19 protein-coding genes are annotated in these 18,837 nt (G+C 69.1%); 1 reads left to right on the top strand and 18 read right to left on the bottom strand.

What is annotated here, in order from left to right:
- Nucleotides 1-56 precede the first annotated feature (56 nt).
- Complete coding sequence (locus RBB84_RS25295; RefSeq protein WP_350247793.1) at nucleotides 57-1,055, bottom strand: zinc-binding dehydrogenase; 999 nt, start codon at nucleotides 1,053-1,055, stop codon at nucleotides 57-59.
- A 120-nt stretch (nucleotides 1,056-1,175) separates the two neighbouring features.
- Here RBB84_RS25295 and RBB84_RS25290 point away from each other — a divergent pair, with 120 nt between their 5' ends.
- Nucleotides 1,176-1,808, top strand: a complete 633-nt coding sequence (locus tag RBB84_RS25290) for a TetR/AcrR family transcriptional regulator (protein WP_350247791.1) — start codon at nucleotides 1,176-1,178, stop codon at nucleotides 1,806-1,808.
- 222 nt (nucleotides 1,809-2,030) lie between these two features.
- On the opposite strand, the gene RBB84_RS25285 is transcribed toward RBB84_RS25290, so the two are convergent.
- The 17 genes from RBB84_RS25285 to RBB84_RS25205 all read right to left on the bottom strand — a co-directional run bounded on the left by RBB84_RS25285 (nucleotide 2,031) and on the right by RBB84_RS25205 (nucleotide 18,832).
- On the bottom strand, nucleotides 2,031-3,563 hold the full coding sequence (locus tag RBB84_RS25285) for an SCO6880 family protein (protein WP_350247790.1): 1,533 nt from the start codon (nucleotides 3,561-3,563) through the stop codon (nucleotides 2,031-2,033).
- 57 nt (nucleotides 3,564-3,620) lie between these two features.
- Nucleotides 3,621-5,033, bottom strand: a complete 1,413-nt coding sequence (locus RBB84_RS25280; protein WP_350247788.1) for a hypothetical protein — start codon at nucleotides 5,031-5,033, stop codon at nucleotides 3,621-3,623.
- Nucleotides 5,030-5,848, bottom strand: coding sequence for a hypothetical protein (locus RBB84_RS25275; RefSeq protein WP_350247786.1), 819 nt, complete (start codon nucleotides 5,846-5,848; stop codon nucleotides 5,030-5,032). The genes RBB84_RS25280 and RBB84_RS25275 overlap by 4 nt, the downstream gene beginning before the upstream one ends.
- Nucleotide 5,849: 1 nt before the next feature.
- On the bottom strand, nucleotides 5,850-6,182 hold the full coding sequence (locus RBB84_RS25270) for a hypothetical protein (protein ID WP_350247784.1): 333 nt from the start codon (nucleotides 6,180-6,182) through the stop codon (nucleotides 5,850-5,852).
- A gap of 20 nt (nucleotides 6,183-6,202) precedes the next feature.
- Nucleotides 6,203-7,117 carry a hypothetical protein gene (locus RBB84_RS25265; RefSeq protein WP_350247782.1) on the bottom strand — a complete coding sequence of 305 codons (915 nt, stop codon included), beginning with the start codon at nucleotides 7,115-7,117 and terminating at the stop codon, nucleotides 6,203-6,205.
- Nucleotides 7,114-7,362, bottom strand: a complete 249-nt coding sequence (locus RBB84_RS25260) for a hypothetical protein (protein ID WP_350247780.1) — start codon at nucleotides 7,360-7,362, stop codon at nucleotides 7,114-7,116. Before RBB84_RS25260 ends, RBB84_RS25265 begins: the two co-directional genes overlap by 4 nt.
- 81 nt (nucleotides 7,363-7,443) lie before the next feature.
- The gene (locus RBB84_RS25255; RefSeq protein WP_350247779.1) at nucleotides 7,444-8,322 is read right to left on the bottom strand and encodes a hypothetical protein; all 879 of its coding nucleotides are present in this window, start codon (nucleotides 8,320-8,322) and stop codon (nucleotides 7,444-7,446) included.
- 294 nt (nucleotides 8,323-8,616) lie between these two features.
- On the bottom strand, nucleotides 8,617-11,835 hold the full coding sequence (locus RBB84_RS25250) for a LysM peptidoglycan-binding domain-containing protein (protein WP_350247778.1): 3,219 nt from the start codon (nucleotides 11,833-11,835) through the stop codon (nucleotides 8,617-8,619).
- Between the two features lie 288 nt (nucleotides 11,836-12,123).
- Complete coding sequence (locus RBB84_RS25245; protein WP_350247777.1) at nucleotides 12,124-12,498, bottom strand: pilus assembly protein TadG-related protein; 375 nt, start codon at nucleotides 12,496-12,498, stop codon at nucleotides 12,124-12,126.
- 44 nt (nucleotides 12,499-12,542) lie between these two features.
- Nucleotides 12,543-13,277: a TadE/TadG family type IV pilus assembly protein gene (locus RBB84_RS25240; protein ID WP_350247775.1), complete on the bottom strand. Its 735-nt coding sequence runs from the start codon at nucleotides 13,275-13,277 to the stop codon at nucleotides 12,543-12,545.
- Nucleotides 13,274-13,687 (bottom strand): TadE/TadG family type IV pilus assembly protein, encoded by a 414-nt coding sequence (locus RBB84_RS25235; protein ID WP_350247773.1) that lies wholly within the window; start codon nucleotides 13,685-13,687, stop codon nucleotides 13,274-13,276. Before RBB84_RS25235 ends, RBB84_RS25240 begins: the two co-directional genes overlap by 4 nt.
- 46 nt (nucleotides 13,688-13,733) lie before the next feature.
- The gene (locus tag RBB84_RS25230) at nucleotides 13,734-13,931 is read right to left on the bottom strand and encodes a hypothetical protein (protein WP_350247771.1); all 198 of its coding nucleotides are present in this window, start codon (nucleotides 13,929-13,931) and stop codon (nucleotides 13,734-13,736) included.
- A gap of 39 nt (nucleotides 13,932-13,970) precedes the next feature.
- Nucleotides 13,971-14,870, bottom strand: coding sequence for a hypothetical protein (locus RBB84_RS25225; protein WP_350247825.1), 900 nt, complete (start codon nucleotides 14,868-14,870; stop codon nucleotides 13,971-13,973).
- Nucleotides 14,871-14,875: 5 nt separating this feature from the next.
- Nucleotides 14,876-15,751, bottom strand: a complete 876-nt coding sequence (locus RBB84_RS25220; RefSeq protein ID WP_350247823.1) for a type II secretion system F family protein — start codon at nucleotides 15,749-15,751, stop codon at nucleotides 14,876-14,878.
- Entirely contained in the window at nucleotides 15,751-17,241 is a 1,491-nt protein-coding gene (locus tag RBB84_RS25215; RefSeq protein WP_350247770.1) for an ATPase, T2SS/T4P/T4SS family, read from the bottom strand. The genes RBB84_RS25220 and RBB84_RS25215 overlap by 1 nt, the downstream gene beginning before the upstream one ends.
- Nucleotides 17,241-18,074, bottom strand: coding sequence for a hypothetical protein (locus tag RBB84_RS25210; RefSeq protein ID WP_350247769.1), 834 nt, complete (start codon nucleotides 18,072-18,074; stop codon nucleotides 17,241-17,243). The genes RBB84_RS25215 and RBB84_RS25210 overlap by 1 nt, the downstream gene beginning before the upstream one ends.
- Entirely contained in the window at nucleotides 18,074-18,832 is a 759-nt protein-coding gene (locus RBB84_RS25205) for an SAF domain-containing protein (RefSeq protein ID WP_350247768.1), read from the bottom strand. Before RBB84_RS25205 ends, RBB84_RS25210 begins: the two co-directional genes overlap by 1 nt.
- Nucleotides 18,833-18,837: the final 5 nt, after the last annotated feature.

Below are 18,837 nucleotides of genomic sequence, written 5' to 3'. Positions count from 1 at the left end.
CCCCGCGCGGGCGTCGCGCCGAATCGCCGCATACAGCTCGACCCGCGACCCTGGGGTCAGGGCGTCAGCGCGAACTTGCCGATGGTGGCTCGCGCCTCGAGTTCGGCGAGCGCCTTCGGCCCGTCGGTCAACCCGTAGACGGTGGGCTGGCTGGTGCCGAGCACTCCGGCCGCGATGAGTCCGAACATCTCGCCCATGATCTCGCCGAAGATCTGGGGCGCGGACTGGATCAGAATCCCAATGTTGAGGCCGATGACGTGGACCTGGTGCTTGTAGACCAGGTCCCAGTTGTTGATCGTCGCCTCCCCGCCGGCAAGCCCGTAGACCACCACGCGGCCGGTCACTCGCTTGGCTGCCGCGAGGCTGGCCTCAAGGGTGCTGCCACCCACAGATTCCAAGACGAGGTCGACGCCCGCTCCGTCGGTCAGGTCCCGGACTTCGGCTGCGATGTCACCCTCACGGGAGTCGATGACATGGTCGGCTCCGAGCGATCGCACGGCCTCGTGCTTGTCGGCCGCTGCTGCGGCGATCACGGTCGCGCCGTAATGCTTGGCGATCTTCACCGCGGCCTGGCCGGTGCCACCGGCCGCGGCGTGGATCAGCACGGTCTGGCCCGCCTCGACCTGGCCGAGTGGCTTGAGCGCCGCCAACGCGGTGGGCCAGGACACGACCATGCCCAGTGCCTGTTCGTCGGTCCACCCTTCCGGCACCGGAACCGCGCCCATCGCGGGCAGCACCATGTACTCAGCGAACGCACCGCCGGCGATGCCAGCCCCGATGACGTGAGCGCCGGGCTCCACGCCAGATACTCCTTCGCCGACGGCGACGACCTCGCCGACCCCTTCGATGCCTGCCACGTAGGGCGGCTGCGGGCCACCGGCCGACAGGCCACGAGACTGGAGGACGTCGAGGTAGTTGACACCTGCAGCGGTGACCCGGATCAGGACCTCGCCCTGACCCGGGTTCGGCACCGGTGCGTCGTTGACCAGGCGAAGATCCAGCGGCCCGTTCAGTGACGTCTGCTGCAGGGCGCGCATCGTGGCGGGAGTGCTCATGACCATCCATTCGGTTTGTTTAGGGATCGACAAACAAACCTTGGCACGACAGGATGCGTCGGGTCAACGTAAACTTGATCGAACGACAAACAATTCGGCCAGAAGCAGGAGGCGCACCCGATGGCTACTCGCGGCCGACCGCGCACCTTCGACCCGGACATCGCCCTGGAGCAAGCAACAAACCTGTTCTGGGAACGGGGCTACGAAGGCACCACACTCAGCGACCTGGCCGAAGCGATGGGGATCGCCTCAGCCAGCATCTATGCCTGCTTCGGCAGCAAGGCCGACCTCTTCCGCCAGGTCATGGGGCGCTACGGCACGACCTACGGCGGGCCACCCAAGTGCGCCCTGACCGAACACCCAACGGCCCGCGCCGCAGTCCACGCCATGCTGAACGCCACCGCCGATCAGATCACCCGCTCCGATGCGCCCCACTACTGCATGCTGATCCTCGCCGCGCCCACCGGCGCGGTCGAGAACCACGAAGTCAGAGAGTTCCTCGCCGATATCCGACGCTCGCAGTTCACTTCCATCAAGGAGCGCCTCGAACAAGGCATCGCCGACGGCGACCTCACAGTGCCAGACGATGCCGTCGCCGCCATCGCTCGCTACTACGCCACGGTGGTGCAAGGACTGTCCGTCCAAGCCCGCGACGGGGCCACCCGCGACGACCTCGAAGCGATCATCACCTGCGCCATGGCCGCGTGGGACACCCTCACCTCCACGGCGGACACAGAACTCGCGCTCGGATAGCTGGAACCGAGACTCACCCTCGGCAAGTCACCCCGACCCCAGCCAGACCGAGACGCGGGGCCGCTCTGAGCGCCCGCCAGGGTGGTGTCAACTCCCACCAACACTGGGGTGCCCTCCAGGTCCGGGTGATGTCAGCACTGACCTACAAGCGGTGCCGGTGGAGACCTTCATAGCCAGAGGGCCGGCTGTTTTCAGGCCGTGCCGGTCGCGGCGCTTCTCGGGTTAACGTCGCTTCTTCGGCAGGCCTGCCCCCAAGGGGATCGCGGACACGGCGAAGGCCGCGTCGTGGGCGCCGTCCAGCGGGAGCGGAGTGAAGCCACTGATGCGGATCGAGGCGTCCAGACGTCGCCCGAAGTCCTGCACGTTCCAACCGGCCGGAACCGTGATCGAGACCGCGGAGGCCACCTTGACCAGCGACCGGCCCCGCTCGAGCTTCTCGTCACGATCGGCCAGCTTGCCAACCGAGGAGCGGTCCTTGGCCCGCTCGACCTTGCCCGCCTTCTCCCGCAGCGTCCCCGCCATCACCGCAGACATCTGTGCCCGTCCGGTGGACCGGTCGGCGGCCTGCTGAGAGACCGGCCGGTAGAACACCGTCAGTGCGCGGCGCTCACCCGGCTGGGAGGGCACCAGGACGCGGGCCAGCGCACCCATGCGTGCGCCCTTGCGGGGCAGCAGGATCGTCGAGGACACCGACTCCCACTCGCCGTGCCGATAGGAACGCATCGCGGTCGAGGCATTGGTCGGACCGGCGGCCGCGACCGGGCCACCCGCTGCGATCGAGGGGTCTTCTCGGTGGTGGATGTCCGCGTCGGCGAGAGCAGGCAAGTCGCCGGGCTCGAACCCCGTGCGGATCGCGACCGCGAGCTCGGAGGTGTCGAGCCAGTTGACCCGCGTGCAGCCGATCGACCCGGTGAGCCGGGCCTCGACCTCGGCGAGGACCGAGTACAGGATCCGCGCGCGTCCGATCACGCCCCGGCCGGCACGCTTGGCGTCCTTGTTGATGACGTCCTCGCGGACCACCACGGTCACGAACGCCTCGTGACGCACCGCCGCGCCGGCGGTCATGGCCTCCAGTTGTGCGTTGACCCGCGCCGACACCTCGGGCTCGTCTGGACGCGCGTTGTGTCGCACCCACTCCGCGCGCTCGGTGCCGTCGTCCGGGATCGTGCGGACCTGCACCACGACCAGGTCGATCTGGTTGCCGGCCGTCGCAGCTTCCATCATCTCGGTCAGCCCGGCGCCCATGCGGAACCGGTCAGCCTCATCGCTCATCCCGATCCCGGGATGGACGATGCGGGCGGTGGCCGCCCAGGTGCGGGTCGCGTGGTTCTGGATGATCGCCGGCCGCGCTGTCTGCCCACTCATCGGCGGCCCGTCGTGGATCTGGATGCCCGCCAAGATGCCCGGCAGGTCCGCCTCCCCGGCCTCACCCTCGTCGTCGTCACCGTTGCCGAGGTCCAGGTCGCCAGCGGCGGCCTTGGACTGGAACCGCGACCAGCCGAACGCGAGGCCGGACATGTGCCGGAACACGACACCGATCCACTGGATCGCCGAGTGGCCGCGGATCGGGAGGCAGACCAGCAGTCCCACCACGACCCACAGCGGCAGCAGGACGAGTAGCGCCAGCCATTGCTGCATGGCGATCGCCATCCAGGTCGGGAACCCGGCGGCAAGGACCAGGAAGAACTGTGGCCCGGTGAGCCCGAACAGCCACGCCTGCCGGTCTCTGGTGGCCGATGCTCCGTAAACGCTCATGTCTAGCTCCGCTCTGGTGTCTCGAAAGTTGGGGCTCGCGTGGCTGTGTGGTCGCCGCTAGGCGAGGAAGACCTCGGGGTCCTTCTCGGCCACGTCCACCGCCTGCTGGGCCTGCGGCGGGATGTCGTTGGCGACGCCGTCGCCGTTGGTGTCGTTGAACGGCTTCATCTGGTGTGCCCGCTTGTTCTTCTTGGGGTCGTGCTCGGTCGGGTAGTAGCCCTGGTTGCCGATGCCGCCCTGTCCGAGCACGTCGACGCTCATCGCGGCGCCGGCCTGGGCGACCTTCCCGGCCGCATGCATGCCGTTGCCGAAGGTCTTCGCGGGGTGCCGCACCGGGTAGGAGAGGCCCTTGCCGGCGCTCTTCGCGAGCGAACCCGCGCTCCAGCGATGCCCGTGCTCGGCCTCAGCACCGCTTTCGGAGGAGCTTCGTCCGTCCGCCGCGGTCTGTGCGGCAGCACCGGACCCGGCGGCCTCTCCCCCACCCGCGCGCTTGCCTCGCATCAGACCCGAGATACCGCCGTTGGCGTCCATCGTGGACCGGAACGAAGCACCCGAGGCCGTGCCCGGGTCGACGAAGGCGAGCAGGCGGAACAGCACCATCGGCATGAAGCAGGCGACCAACATGATGATCGCCCCGACCACCGACATGCCGATGTTCTCCGAGGTGGAGCCGGTCACCAGCTCCGCGGCCTTCTCTGCGGTGGTCTTCTCACCATCGGGCATACCGGCCCAGGCGAACTGGGTTCCCATCCCCAGCACCAGAGCCAGCAGCGGTTCCATCAGCACACACGCCAGGAACCAGCGAATCGACTTCCACATCCACGACTTCGTGCCCTCCGACAGCGCACCAGCCGCGGCCAGGGGCATGGTGGCAACCAGGATCAGCAGCGCGGCCGAGCGGACCATCATGATGATCATGTGTCCGAACGCGGCCGGGATCAGGATGAACAGTCCGCAGATCCCCAGCACGGTTGCCTGCGTCGTGCCCGAGACGGTGTCGACGAACCCGTCGCCGGCCGCGTAGCCGGAGAAGCTATCGACGCCGAGCAGGGTGTCCAAGATGCCCTTGGTCAGCCCCGAGGCGGCGGCGATCAGCCCGGCGCACACTCCGATCCAGCACGCGAGGACAGCGCCGTACTGGATGACCCCTGCCGCCAGGGTGCCGAATCCGCGCCCGTCCTGCCGAAGAACCGCGAGCCCGATCTGGCCGAACCCCACGATCAGGGCGATCACGAGTGCGATCCACAAGGTGACCGAGTACAGCTTGTTCAGGTCGGGGTCGGCGACGTTGGGGGTGAAGTTGTCGATGAGGTCGAAGGCGGTCTTGAGCAGCCACATGGCGCCCGACCAGATCGCCATCATCATCGAGGTGAAACCGTCAGCCAGAGTCTCCTTGGCCTTGCCGCCGAGCCACTTGAGCGGGTTGAGGGTGAACATCGGGACGATGTTCACGATGAGCGTGTCCCTCATGGCTGCGCCACCTCCAGCCACTGATAGCCGGCATCGAAGGAGGCCTGCGAGCCGGGCCATAGCGACGGGGCCGGTGCCGGCTCCTCGCCCTCGCCGATCACCCACCGGTCCTCTTGCCACACCATGCGCTGGCAGTCGGCGGCCGCGACCTGCTGCGGCTGCCCCGAGGTGGTCGTGGCGGTGACGATGAAGTCGATACACGGAATGACGAAGTCGTCACCGACCGTGCCCTTGATGAACCCCATCTTCGCTTCGACGGCGATCGTGAGCGAGCTACTCGCCTCCGAGGACATGCCCGCCGACTCCAGCAACGCGGCTACCGCCTGCACGCCCGACCAGCTCTCGGCGGTCGGGCCACCGGGGGCGGCCCACTCCTTGATGACGTCTTGGGCCACCCGGACCGATGCCGAGGTCAGCGCGGTCGTGTCGATCGCGGCCAGCTGCGCCAGCGCACCCTCCGGGGTGTGCGGGTAGCCGGTCGCAACCCCGACCTCCCCCACCTCCGTCGGTGGCGGAATCTCGATCGTGCCCGTCTCGCCCGACGACAGGCTGCCCGGCTGGGCGGCCTCCACCGGCGCCTCGGGCAGCTCCTTGTCAGCGAGCTCGTCTTGGGCCGACTGCGCCGATTCGGACCCGGCAGCATCGGACGCCGAGGAGCCGGTGAGCATGTTGACCACCGACCAGGCGCCGCCCACCACCAAGGCGAGGACGACGACCACCGCGACCCCCAGCAGGATCTGCAGCCGCAGCCGGGTCCACTCAGTGTCCGGGTCAACCAGCCGTGACTGGTAGACGTGACGGGTCCGGTCGAACATGTCAGCAGCCGTTCCCGACGATCCCGTTGAGGATGGCGTAGATCGTGACGAACGCGATCGCGCCGAGCACGGTCCAGAACAGCCCCGACGCTCCGATCTGTGCGGCACGGCCCATCTGGCCGAACTTGCCCACGATCAGGGCACCAGACGAGGCGAACCCGGCGCCGATGATGATGGCGATGACGCCGTACTTGACCCAGCCGAGAATGTCGTTGACATAGCTCTCGACGCCGGTCGGTGCCTTCGCGCACACGTCGTTGACGCCCTTGGCTTGGATGTCTCCGGTGAGCGCCACCATCTGGGTGGCGACCTCGGAGATGGTTTCGATCATCATTTGTGAATCTCCTCTTCCTTCTAGGCCCGGTTCGCCGACAGCGGCCCGGTGATGGTGGTGATCCGCTCCAGCAGGCGCTGGGAGGGGCTTGTGAGCTGCTTGGGCAAAGGGTCGGGGCCCAGACCCGGCAGGGTCTTGCCTGGAAGGAGCGGCGCGAACAGCACGGCCTCCTGCTCGTGCGCTCGGCGGAGCAGTCGTCCGGCGCTCGCGAACTCGCGGTCACTCCAGCGGCCGGCGCCCACGACGACAACCACGACCTGGTCGGCCGCCAGCTGGTCCTCGAGGTGTGTCATTGCCGCTTCGGTCTGGCTCAGCGCCAGCGCGTTCGGCCGGGTCACCAGAACCTCGGCGTGCGCTGGAGCGGCCGCGACCCAGGCTGTGTCCTCGGCGGCGACGAGCTCCCGCATCGACCAGCCCGCGTCCAGCACCGTCAGGTCCACCCCATCGGCCGAGCGAGGGCTCGGCACCGCCGACGGAACCCGGACCGCGTCCTCGACGCGGTCGATCAGCACCCCGTCACCGCGGCGGCCGCGGCGCCAGCCCTCGGCGGCACCCAGCTCGGTGACCGTGGCCCCGAGCAGCCCGGACCACGCCGGCGCGGCCGCATCGAGCACCCGCGTCCGGACACCTGCGACGTCGGCGGCCTCCGCGAGGGCGAGGGCGATCGTCGAGGCACCCGCGCCGGCGTTCGCCGCCCGCACCCGCACCAGCGGCGCCAACCCGCAGGCAGCCGTCACGTCGACCCGCGGCGCCGCGGCAGGCTCGGTCGCCGTCGCGCCACGCTCGGCGGTCAGGACCGAGGACTCGTCGAGCACCACGGTCCGGTTGGTCTCCGGTGTGGTCAGCGAGCCGGTGGCGAACTGTCCGGCCGCCAGTGCCTGGGCGGCGGCCTGGAGCTCGCGGGTGGAGTACCGCGGAGCGGTGCGGGTGCTCATCGGACCACCTCGACCCGGGCGGCCCGCAGACGCAGCGCCTCGCGCAGAACCTGGGCGGGCGTGTTGCGGAGCACCTCACGTGCCTCCGCGGCCTCTGCGGCATCGGCACGCAGCCGCGCAATCATCTGCTCCATGTCGGACAGGGCGACCTCCACGCTGTGGTCGGCCATCACGTCCAACAGCTGCGCGACGACCTCAGGGGTCGGCTCGGAGACAGGGACTGCGGTCTGCGTTTCGCGGCTCATGTTTAGAACAGCAACCGCTCCCCGCCCGGATCGGACAGGGAGCGGCAAGAAAGTTTCAGCGGGCCGGCGCCGAGAGGATTGTCAGGCGATGGCAGCCAGGTACTTCGCGGCAGCCTCCTGTAGCCGCTCCGCGGCGCGGGTAGTGCGACGACGGATCGTCCGCATGGTCACACCGTGCCGCTCGCCGACGACCCGCTGCGCCTCCTCACGGCCCAGGCCGTCGTTCTCGGCGGCGATCAGCTCGACGAGCAGGTCGACGTCCTCGGTACCGATCACGCCGACCCCGGTGGCCCAGGTGAGCAGGTCGGCCAGGTCCTCGACCGGGTCCTCGACGTCGGGAACCGCGATGAGCAGGTCACGGTCGCGATCTTCTCGACCGACACCGTCGCTGTGCAGTCCCAGGGACAGCGCGTTGTTCGTCTGAATCCGCGCCTCCAGTGATGTGGTGTCGATCCGGGAGACCATCCCGGCCGCCGGACGGCTCAGCCGCTGCCGAGCCCGCTGCAGCAGGTAGCGCGCCGCGTGGGAGCCCAGCTGAGGCTCCGCGCCCTTGACCTCCTCCCAGACGGCGGCGTTGACGTCGTCGAGCTCCCACACGTCCGTCAAGGTCATCGTCACCCGGTTCACCCCGTCCTCGAGCAGCACCGCCACCGCGAGCGCGGCGTCGTCGTCGTCCGCGCCGCGCCGCGACCCGAGCGCGGTCAGCCCGGCCACGACTTGGTAGCAGCGCTCGTCCCGGCGACGCCACGCCTCGCGAACCTCCTCGAGGCTGGCGAACCCGGCCAGCCGCGGCTCGACCTCCTGCCACTGCGCCCACTTCCCGGAGCGCTCCAGGCTGGCGATGACCGAGGTCGCCAAGGCGCTCTGGGCCTTGCGTCGTTTGTGCTGGCCGTCCGCCCAGGTGATGGCGGGGACGTGGTTGTCGTCGTCGAAGTACGGGGTGAGGGTGTTGGCCGACATGGCGGTCCTCCGAGAGAGGCGATCAGGACGCGCCTACTGCAGAGCCGACCCCTCACCACCTCGCTCACCAAGCCGCTCACCACCGCCCACCACCCCCGTGGTGACCGCTCACCAAACCCGCTCACCAAGCACGAAACCGCAGGTCAGAGGCCGTTTCGGCGCTCACCACCTGTCGGGGAAAATTCCTGAGAAAAGTTCGCCCAGCTGCTTGCATGCACCCCGAAAAGCGGGCTCGGCCCCGTCTCACCACGGTGGTGAGACGGGGCCGAACCCGGTGTCCATGGAGGCTGCGGGTTACCCGGTGGCACCCCACTCGCGCTGCTCCACGATCGTCTCCGAGCGTGCCGGCAGGTCCTCGTCGAACCGGTCGAGGACCTGCTCCCGCACCAGCTCGCCGGCCGCGGTCCGGCCCGACTCGGCCTCGGCTGCCGCGGCCTGATCCAGCCACGCGATGTCGCTGTGCGGGCTGGCCTTCCGAGCCGCGTCACAGGCAAGCCGGACCAGGTCGGTGCGACCGTCGGCGACCGCCCGCGTCGCCAAGATGTGGGCGGCGTCGTGGATGGCGGCGACCAGGATCTCGTCGTGGCGCTGCTGCCCGGCTTTGAACAGCCACTTGAACCGGTGCTCGGTGGCGGCCTCGAAGGGAGCGCCCGTGACCAGCGACAGCGCTTTCACCAGGTCCTCCTCGCAGCCGTTGTCGCCGCGGCGCGCGGCGCGGTTCTTCAGCCGGATGAACAGGTCGCCGCTGATGAGCACCCCGCCGGGGTCGCGGACGAGCTCATAGGTCGGGCTGGTGCCCCGCATCGCGCCCGCGCTCAAGCTCGCGTCCGGCAGCCAGTCGCTGCCGTCGGGTCGGGTGCCGAGCAGGAAGCGGGCGTTGGTCGCGCGGTTCTGAACCGTCTTCTGTGTCTTCCATCCGCAAGCGGCGGCAGCCCGCTCACCGGTCACCCCGTGATCCTGAACGGCCAGGTAGGCGATGAAGGCGATGGTGCCGCCGAGGTTGTCGATCGCAGATGGGTCGCCGCCGTTGAGCGCGGACACCTCAACCGGCCCCAGCAGGTGAATCTTGGGCCGCGGCGAAGACGGGTCAAACCAGTCCGCGACGTCCTGGTCCAGCGCCGGGTCCAGGGCCTCGATCTCGGCGCGGACCTCGGCCGGGACGCTCGGGGCGGCCGCCGCGAGGTCCTCCGGTGTGGTTGCCGCGGTGGCCAGATAGACGTCGTCGGCCTCGGGCAGCATCGAGGACGGGTCGTTGCCCTCGGTACGGCGAGGAGCGGTGTACTCCTCACGCAGCGAGCCGTCCGCTCGGGCGTACTTGCCCAGCGGCCCCTCGTCAGAGGTCATGGCCGGGATCGGCTCGTCGTTCAGGTTGCGCGTCGACTTGATCAGGTCAGCCATCGGCCCGGCGTCCTCGGCGGCCAGGGTGAACGCTTTGACGCTGATCCCCCACATGGGCAGGAAGGCCATCCCGTCGCCGGCCAGCTCGACCGCCGGGGACTCCTCGTCGCCGTGCAGCACCACGACCCGGGAGCGGTCCCGGCTCTCGATGTCGGTGACGAACTCTTCGTCGGGGCGGGAGGACACCACGACCACCACCGGGTTGGTGGTGTCCAGCAGCAGCCCATCGCGGCGTCGGGTCAGTACGTCGGTGTCCAGGTTCTGCTCGCCCTCGGCCATCTCACCGGTCAGCACGGCTGCCCGGGCCAGGGCAGCGCTGCGGCGGACCTGCCGGAGCCTGGCCGGGTTGAGGCGAACGGTCTCGGCCGCGAACTCGTCGGCCAGCAGGACCTCGCATCCCTCGGCCCAGTCGTTGACCGCGAGCTCGGCGACCATGAACCGGGCAAGGTCGGCCACCTGCTGCGGCTCGCCCCCGATCCCGCACATGCCCAGCGTCTCCAGGTCCAGGTACCAGGTGTGGCCACCCTCATCCAGACCGACGCTGACCAGCGCCGGGTACGGCGGCGGCTGGCTCTCCAGCTCTTCCTCGAGGATCGTCCATCGAGGCAGCATCCATGCGCGGGCGTCATCGGTCGCCGTCCACCCTTCCGGCACGTCCGTCTCAGCGGGCTGGGTGAACAGCACCGTCAGGTCCTCATCGCCAAGCACTGCAGCACCCAACGGAGGCAGCGGGGCGTCGGCCACCTTGCACGATGCCGCGACGTACCGCAGTGCACGGTCGAGGAACTCCGCGTCCTTCTGTGCCGCAGTGCCGTGCTCGATGATCGACTGCTCCACCTCGACCAGCTCGTCGGGAGTGGACGCGATCATCCGACCGACCGGCCGCTCCCGCCACTGGCGACGACGGTTGTGCAGCAGCAGCCCCAGCGCACCGGCCGACAGGCACAGTGCGCTGGCCAGCAGCGCGTCCAGGGCGCTGATCCCGTTGTCCTCGTCGGCCTCCGCCACGTCGGCGCTCGGGGACTCGGAGGGCTGCGTGGAAGTCCGTGGCTCCTCGACGGGCGCCTCCTGTTCCGGCGCGGTCGGGGCGGCCGGTGCCGCAGGAGTCTGCGACTGGTCCTGACCAGCCGCACCGTCATGACCGCCTCGCTCCCCATCGGTGGGCCTGCCGGTCGAGTGGTCACCCTGCGCGGGGCGCTCCCGCGAACCCGCTTCGGTCTCGGGGTCGGCTGCGCCGCCGGTGCCCGGCAGGACGATCACCTGGCCGGGATGGATCAGATTCGGGTCGCTACCGATCACGTCCTCGTTGGCCTCGTACAACGCCGGCCAGTTGTCGGCGTCGCCGGTGGTCTCCAATGCGATTTCGCTCAGCGTCTCGGTGGGGGCCACGGTGTGCTCGGTCTGAGGGGTCTTCTCACCGGGCAGGTTCGTCGCATCCGCGGGCAGCAGGAGCTCCCAGCCTGGCTCGATGCTGCGCGGGTTGCTGAACACGCGGCCATCGGCCATGACCCGCCCCTTGTTCAGGTCCGCGATCTCCTGCCAGCGGAACCCGTCATTCAGGTGTGTCTCAGCCAGACCCCAGAGCGTGTCGAACTTGTCGGTCACGATCCGCGGCAGATCGGCCTGGCTCTGGTCAGTGCTCGGTTCGGCCTTGACCGGTGCGGCGGACGCCGGTGCCTGCGGGGCCTCGGCCGGAGCCTCGTGTGCCACGTGTGCGATCGGCTGCAGAGGCGCTGCCGGTGCAGCCTGCGCGGTGGCTGCATGCGAACCCATCAGCGTCGTCGAGGTCACGCCGACCGCGAGCACGGTGTGCACGAGGTACCTGATGAACCTCTGCTGACCACCGATGGCGATCGGCAGCCTCGAGGCACCCTCGGGCTCGCGACGTAGCGCCGGGGGGATCTCCCACAGCGTGCACAGCAGCAGCTGCGCCCACACAAACCAGCCCAGCAGCGCGATGATGCCCATCACGGCCGAGTTGCTCATCAGCGACAACTCGTTCAGGCCACCATCGGGCCACGGGTTGCCCACGGCCGAGATCAGCAGGACGGGGAACCCGACGAGGATGCCCAGCAGCAGAGCGAGGGCTCCGAGTCGCGTCAGAAACCGCAACATAGTGCTTCCTTCTTCTCCCGGAGGGACCTAGTTGTGATCCGGCAGGACGTGCTTGATGGTGTCGCGCTGGCAGTTCCCGATGCAGGGGACGTCCCTCGGGAAGTGCTCAGTAGTGCGCACTTTGTCGTCAAGTTCCGCATCGGATGTCCAGGCACGGGGTTGTGGTCATGTCCAGAAAGGCAACGGGCCAGCGGGTGGATCGGACACCCGGGTCCGCTCCGGCAGAACTTTTCCACGATTTCGCCGCCGCGTGTGCGAGCTGCGTGCCGGGGAACCTCATGACGCGGCTCAATCCGGGCCAGTGATCGAGGTGGCCGTGCCGGTCTCGTCGACCGGGAAGCTTGGGAAGCCGATAGCGCCAAGGAACGCGTTGTCGGACTTTCCGGTGACCCGCACGGTGACGTCGAGGCCGTTGATGCTTACCGTTCCGTGCCATCCTGCCTGCCGCAGGACCTGGTTGGCGCGGGCTCGGGCGGTCGACTCGTTGATCCCCTCATTGCCATCGCGGACACCGCGCATCTCGTCGGCGGCCGCACGGGCAGCCTGCTCAGCGGCCCGGTGGGCCTCGATGCGCTCGTTCATGGCGTTGCCGCCGTCATAGACCAGGCCGAGCAGCACCAGGAACACCCCGGAGGCCGTGAGGATCGTCCATGTGGAGATCACGCCTCGCTCGTCACGGCGGGACCGCAGGCGTCGCATCAGCGGCCTCACGGCAGCCTCCTGTACTGCTCGATGGGCACCACCGCCGTGGCCGTGAAGCTCTTTGCGCCTGGAAGGCCGAATCCGACCACGTCGCTCAGGTTCGCGTGACAGGTGACTCGTGCGGTGACCTGTCCAGAGGTGCGGAAGTCGGTGCCCGCGAATGACACGGTGAGTTGGGTGCAGGCCTTCCCCCGGTCCGCGAGCGAGTCCTTGGCCGCGTCGCGGCCGGCGATCTGTGCGGCCTCGAAGCTCGTTTCCAGGGATGCTGCTCGCGCGGCGGCGTACGCCGCGTCGTCGACCTGGCTATTGGAGTCGACGATCCTGCCGCCGCCGACGACGACGGTGATCATGCCGACCAGCACAGTGGTCATCGCAAGCAGCTCGACCGCGGTGTAGCCGTGCTCGTCACGGGGTCCGCGCAGACGCGTCAGCCAGCGGCGGCCGCGTGAGTTGGAGTGGCGGCGCATGGACTGGATCGACTGCACCACGACCCACGGCGAAGCGTTGTTCGCGAAGCCGTCGACGTCCCATCGGTCCCTGTCCGGCCAGCGGTCGTCCTGACTGGGCTCCTGCCGGGTGACCGGCACCCCGGCAACCATGAGCGTCTGGCCGGGCGCGAGGTCGTGGAGAGCCTGCACGAGGTCGGGGTGGGCGGCCGCCAGTGCGGCGTCGCCGCCGGGGCCGCGGTGGTAGAAGGTGTCGATGGCGTCGCGCCAGTCAGTGGTGGTCGGGTGTGTCATTCCGCGAACCTCTCCCGTGGAACCGTCGCGGTGGCCGAGACCCGTTTGGTCATGCCGGGCAAGAGGGTCATCACGTCCCCGGAGACGGTGACGGTGACCTCGGTTGCGCCCATGCTGATCCGGACGCTGGTGTTGGACAGGTCGCTGCCGGTGTCGGCGAGGTACTCCTTGGCGGTCTGCTGTCCTGCGGCCTCGGTGCCGTCCCATGAGGCTGCGTCGACGGCTGCCTCACGGGCGGCGGCGTGCACGATCCGGTCGTTGTACAGCTGGACCGACCACTGCACCAGCATCAGGAAGATCAGCATCACGACCGGCATGACGATGATGAACTCGGGTGCGCCCATGCCGCGTTCGTCGCGGCGCCGGCGAGGCCGGCGGCGGCGCGACGCCCGTGGGCGGTCCGGGGTCATCGTCGTTAGTCCTTCTCGCTGATGCTCGTGGCGTCTGGGTCGGGGCTTACTTGCCGTTGAGCTCGTTGCCCTTGTTGGTGACGAAGGTGCGCACCGCCACGATCGCGAGTGCCGCGATCGCCAGGATGCCAAGCAGCATCACCAGGTACTCCGGCGCCGAGGCGCCGCGCTCGTCGCGGCGGGCGACTTCCCAGCGGGAGCGCCAGTAGTCGTACGCCATCTTCAGGTGCGTGAACTCGTTCATCAGGTTGTTTCCTCTCTTCAAAGGTCTGGTTGCTTCGGGTTAGGCGGTGAACAGGAACAGCACGCGGGCGAGGATCACGTACGCTGCCGCGACCAGTGCCATCACCATCAGGTTGTTGCGCATAGCGTCGGTTGACTTGTTGGCCCGGCCCTCGGCCTCGTGGAGTCGGGCCTCGCGCATCGACTGGGCTCGGGCGATGAGGGTGTTGCGGATGCTGGTGCCCTCGTCCTGCGCCAGGTTGAGTGCTGCCCGCAGGTCGAGCAGCTCCACGACGCCGAACCGTTCACCGACCTCACCGAGTGCCTGCCACGGCGTCATGCCGTTGGGTCGGGCGTTGTCGATCGCGTCGTGGAGGGTGTGGAAGGCCCACCCGTTGCCGATTTCTGCGATGTCGGGGAGCGCGTCGGCGTGGCTGCGGCCACCTTCCATCGCCATCACCACGAGGTCGAGGAAGTCCGACAACGCGTCGCACAGCTCCTCGCGGCGCTTGGCGGCCTTCTCGCGCAGGTCCTTGACCTCGCCGATGACTGCGACGATCGCGGCGAGGAGACCCAACGCGGGGGCAACGAGCATCGGGACACCCAGGCCACCCGCGTTGGCGATCAGCACCAGGGCGACCGGGCCGAGGAGGCCGACGAGGAACCACACGAGCAGCTTGGCCAGCCACTCCTCCATCGGCTGGCCGGTGATCGCGAGGTCGCGCTCGTAGGTCTGCATGTCGTCGGGCCGGCGGGTGCGCAGGTGCTCGGCGAACCACTCCGCGGCCCTCTGCGACCAGGTCTGGTCCTCGGGCGCGACATCCCTCAGGGCGCGACGGCCGGCGCGGGCGCGTGCCCGTTCCCACCGGGCCGCCTGGTCGACCAGGGGCGGCGCCGCGGGGAAGGCCAGTCGGTGAAGCCGCACCAGCCCCAGTCCCGCGATGGCGGAGACGATCAGCATCGGGATCACTGCGCCACCTCCCGGCCGGCGGCCTGCGTGAGGGCGGCCGCCCCCGATAGGAACCTGGGGTGCGGTTCTGGGGCGGCCAGACGCTGGAGCCGGACCAGCAGGGCCACGTAGACCGCGGCGAGCGCGGCGAGCACCATCTGCCCGTACACCGAGCTGTACGGCTCCACCCAGCCCCGCAAGAACACAGCCTGCAGACCGGCCAACGCCAGCAGTCCGATGGCGACCTGGTTGGACTGGCGCCGGACGCCGTTGCGTTCGGTCAGCACCTTGCGTCGCATCTCCAGCTCGGCGCGGGTATTCGCTGCCAGCGTGGTCAGCACCCGCTTGAGGTTTCCGGACTGCTGCTGTGCGGTCAGCGAGAGAGCGATCACGACCTTGTCCGCGCCGCGGTCGTCGACCTCGTCGGCGAAGTCGGCCAACGCGATCGGCAGCGGCGTACGCAGGTCAATGGCGTCGATCAGGTTCCGCAACGGCCGGCGCAGCAGAGCGGGCGCCCCGTCCATGGTGGCGGGCAACGCCTGCGCCAGCCCCGACTCGGACGCCGCTGCATCACGCAGCGACTCGGTCCAGTTCGCGATCGCCTCGATCTTGGCCACGCTGCGCTTCTCGATCGCGCCCGACCGCGCCAGCTTCGGCCACAAGAGCACGACGGCGACCGCCATCGCGCCGGCCACCGGCCACCGCGTCAGCGCCCAGACCACGACCCCGACGATCAACGCGATCGTGACCTGCCGGGCTGTCCCTTCCCGATCAGCCATCGTGTGGCGGGTCGCTGCCACCCGGGCGGGAAGCAGGCTCTTCCCACGTGCCGTGCGGATGATCCCGATGATGCCGAGGCAAGCCGCCAGCACGCACGCCACGAAAAGGGTCATCAGATCCACGACCCTTCATCGGTGTCGCTGCCGGTTCGTTCGGTGAACCTGCGCAGGTCGGCCGTGCCGTCGGGGTTCCAGCCGACCTCGAGGAGGTCCTCCTCGCAGGCGATCGCCTTCCGGGTGAACTCGGTGCGGCCCGTGGCCCTGTTGAACTTCCACAGTTCCGTCGTCTTCACGCCGTCCTCGTCACGGCCGACGACCTCGCGGATCGACTCGATGATGCGGCGCTGGCCACCGTCCGCGGTGCGGATGCGGCGCATGAACACGATGAAGTCCAGCGCGCCTGTGATCAGTCCGTTGGTGGCCTCGAACGGCAGCCGCTCGGCTGCCTGCAGTGCGTACGTCTGGATCTTGGAGACGACATCCTTCGACGAGTTCGCGTGGATCGTCGAGAGGCTTCCGTCGTTGCCCTGCATCATGGCGTTGAGCATCGTGATGACCTCATCGCCGAGAACCTCGCCGACGATGACCCGGTCGGGCTTCATCCGCGTCGAGTCGCGGACCAGGTCGGCCAGGCTGACCGCGCCGGCACCGTCGACGTTCGGCAGCCGTTCCTCCATCGCCACCACGTCCGGGTGACGCTCGGGGTCCTTATGCAGGCCCAGCTCGATCGACCGCTCCACCGTGATCAGCCGCTCGCTCGGGTCGATCTCGGACGCCAGCGCGCGCAGCAGCGTGGTCTTCCCCGCGCTCACCGCACCCGCGATCATGATGTTCTTACGGGCACGTACCAGCGCCGACATGAACGCCGCCAAATCGGGGTCCACGGTGCCCTGGCTCTGCAGGTCACGGGTCCGTTCCCGCTCCGGCAGGTGAGCCTCCCGTGCAGCCAGGCCGGGATCGGGCAGGAGGGTCACCTTGGTGAACCGGTGCTTGCGGATCGAGATCGACAAGCCGGTGTCCGTGACTCCCTGCACCGCGTGCAGACGCGACCCGTCAGGCAACCGAAGGGTCACGCTGTAGTTCAAGACATCGAAGGCCCGCGTGGAGAGCCCGTCGTAGGTGGAGATGGTCTTGACGATCTCCTCCAACTCCTTGTCCGAGTTGGCGATCGGCGCCAGCTGGGCCTTGCTGCCGTTGGCGTAGGTGACGAGCACGTTCTCGTGCCCGTTGATGGTGATGTCCTCGACATCGGGGTCCTCGAGCAGCTGGTCGAGGTTGCCGGCCCCGAACAGCTGGGACTTGAGTGCCGCCTCCAGCCGGTTCCGTGCTTCTTCCTCCAGCGGAGTGCCACCGTCCTCGACGAGCTCGGACTCGTACTGGTTGAGCACTGTGGCCAGCAGGGCCTCGGTGTGCTGCCGGGCGTCTTCGCCCTTGGGCGGCGTCTGTCCGTTGCGTCGGAACTCCTCCAACGCCTTCGACCGCCGGGCACCCACACGAGACTGGAGTCGTTTGACGAGCACCTGGTCGACCGGCGCGAACCGCTTCACAGGCATCCCGTTCGAGTGGGCGCCGTACCCGTTCGCGTGTGCTCCGCTGCTCACCATCAGGCCTCCCCCGTCTGGACCGCGTAGGTGTCGACCGGCGCGGCCTGGGCCGCGGCGTACGGTCCGACACCGGCGGCCTGGCTGATCTGGTCGTTGAGCACCCCGGCCGACTTCATGAGCTGCGTGCGCGCGTTCTTCCCCGCCACCTGGCCGGCGTACATCGCCTCGACCCCGGACGGGTCCAACGCGAGCCACCCAATCCCTGCGACCGCGCGGGCCACGTTGCTCGGTGCGAGCATCCGTCCCACTTCCGCAACGACCGCGTTCGCCTGCCGCTTGGGTGTCACCACCACCGGCACGATGATCGGCGGCGCGTTGCGGATGCTGGCCAGCACCGGCGCGAGCCGCTCCAGCCTGTCCTTGAGGTGCAGCACCGCCCCTACTTCTGGGCGCGTCACCATCACGACCACGTCCGCGGCCGCCGCGATCGGAATCGTCGGCGAGCTCGAATGGATCCGGCCCAGGTCGGCCACTACCCGCGACGAGGACGCCCGCAGCGCCTCCGCCAACGGTGCCCAGTTCTTCACACCCGCGGCCATCTCGGCCGAGAAGTGGCCAGGCACGATCCGCGTCGACCCGGTGAAGTCGTGCGCCTTGCTGGCCACCAGGCCCGGGCTCATCGACGTCCGCGCCTCGGTCGCCAGCGTGAGCACCGTCGGCGTCGGCGGGAACGCCTCACCGTGGCCACCCGGGGCGACGCACCGCAGTGCCAGGTCCCCGCCAAACGGGTCGGCCTCGACCACGATCGTCGGCTCCGGTGTCGAGACACCCAGCGCCAACGACGACGTCGTCGACCCCGGAGCGCCCCGGTCGCAGCACACAGCGATCAGCATCAGCCCTGCCCCCCGGCGTCCTCTGGTGCGGAGTCCTCGGGATCGCCCTCGGTGATTGGGGCCTGCAGCAGGGTCAGCTGCCCCACGGCCCCGTACGCCGCGACCGTCTTCGCATCGGTCTCGGAGATCAGGATCGTCACGACCACGGTGCCGTCCTGCGACCTCTTCGTCGAGTACACCGTCGCGCCCGCCGAGATGACCGGCGGCTCGTCGAGCGCCTTCGGGTCACCCGACTGGCCCTCCTGAGGCACTGCGATCGCGTCAACCACAGCACCCGGAGCCAACGTGTCAGGCACTCGGCCGGCCGGGAGGTTCACCGCGATCAGCCGCTTGCCGTCCTGCGGCAACAGGTCCTCGGTCAGCGAGTCCTCGGTCAACACCTGCCCCGGCAGCAACGCGACCGTGGTGCGCTTCCCGAACACCTCATCGACCTCCGAGACCGGGATTGCCCCGTCGATGCCCGACACGCTGCGGGCAACCAGCAGCGGGTCCGTCGAGGTGCGGACGTCGTCCTCGGTGATCGGGTGCCCTGCCGGGATCGGCTGGTCGACGACCAGCACCTCCTCCACGCCGCCCTTGTTCATGTAGAGCCAGCCGCCGGCGACCACTGCCGCGATCACGACCAGGACCATGATCAGCATCTGCCCGTACTTGCGCGGCGTCTTGGACACCGCCTTCGACAGTGACGCCGCACCGGGCAAGCCGCCCGGCAGCGACGCCCGCTGGCCATCGGCTCGGTTCGAGGTCCGAGAATCCACAGAAG

Source organism: Rhodococcus sp. D-6 (assembly GCF_040256695.1).
GTDB lineage: Bacteria > Actinomycetota > Actinomycetes > Mycobacteriales > Mycobacteriaceae > Rhodococcus > Rhodococcus pyridinivorans.
This window is presented reverse-complemented; position numbering and strand designations above follow the sequence as displayed.

Excerpts from the sequence above, each read along its gene's own strand:
- RBB84_RS25295 (WP_350247793.1), bottom strand. The coding sequence starts at position 1,055 with ATGAGCACTCCCGCCACGATGCGCGCCCTGCAGCAGACGTCACTGAAC.
- RBB84_RS25290 (WP_350247791.1), top strand. The coding sequence starts at position 1,176 with ATGGCTACTCGCGGCCGACCGCGCACCTTCGACCCGGACATCGCCCTG.
- RBB84_RS25285 (WP_350247790.1), bottom strand. The coding sequence starts at position 3,563 with ATGAGCGTTTACGGAGCATCGGCCACCAGAGACCGGCAGGCGTGGCTG.
- RBB84_RS25280 (WP_350247788.1), bottom strand. The coding sequence starts at position 5,033 with ATGAGGGACACGCTCATCGTGAACATCGTCCCGATGTTCACCCTCAAC.
- RBB84_RS25275 (WP_350247786.1), bottom strand. The coding sequence starts at position 5,848 with ATGTTCGACCGGACCCGTCACGTCTACCAGTCACGGCTGGTTGACCCG.
- RBB84_RS25270 (WP_350247784.1), bottom strand. The coding sequence starts at position 6,182 with ATGATGATCGAAACCATCTCCGAGGTCGCCACCCAGATGGTGGCGCTC.
- RBB84_RS25265 (WP_350247782.1), bottom strand. The coding sequence starts at position 7,117 with ATGAGCACCCGCACCGCTCCGCGGTACTCCACCCGCGAGCTCCAGGCC.
- RBB84_RS25260 (WP_350247780.1), bottom strand. The coding sequence starts at position 7,362 with ATGAGCCGCGAAACGCAGACCGCAGTCCCTGTCTCCGAGCCGACCCCT.
- RBB84_RS25255 (WP_350247779.1), bottom strand. The coding sequence starts at position 8,322 with ATGTCGGCCAACACCCTCACCCCGTACTTCGACGACGACAACCACGTC.
- RBB84_RS25250 (WP_350247778.1), bottom strand. The coding sequence starts at position 11,835 with ATGTTGCGGTTTCTGACGCGACTCGGAGCCCTCGCTCTGCTGCTGGGC.
- RBB84_RS25240 (WP_350247775.1), bottom strand. The coding sequence starts at position 13,277 with ATGACACACCCGACCACCACTGACTGGCGCGACGCCATCGACACCTTC.
- RBB84_RS25235 (WP_350247773.1), bottom strand. The coding sequence starts at position 13,687 with ATGACCCCGGACCGCCCACGGGCGTCGCGCCGCCGCCGGCCTCGCCGG.
- RBB84_RS25230 (WP_350247771.1), bottom strand. The coding sequence starts at position 13,931 with ATGAACGAGTTCACGCACCTGAAGATGGCGTACGACTACTGGCGCTCC.
- RBB84_RS25225 (WP_350247825.1), bottom strand. The coding sequence starts at position 14,870 with ATGCTGATCGTCTCCGCCATCGCGGGACTGGGGCTGGTGCGGCTTCAC.
- RBB84_RS25220 (WP_350247823.1), bottom strand. The coding sequence starts at position 15,751 with ATGACCCTTTTCGTGGCGTGCGTGCTGGCGGCTTGCCTCGGCATCATC.
- RBB84_RS25215 (WP_350247770.1), bottom strand. The coding sequence starts at position 17,241 with ATGGTGAGCAGCGGAGCACACGCGAACGGGTACGGCGCCCACTCGAAC.
- RBB84_RS25210 (WP_350247769.1), bottom strand. The coding sequence starts at position 18,074 with ATGCTGATCGCTGTGTGCTGCGACCGGGGCGCTCCGGGGTCGACGACG.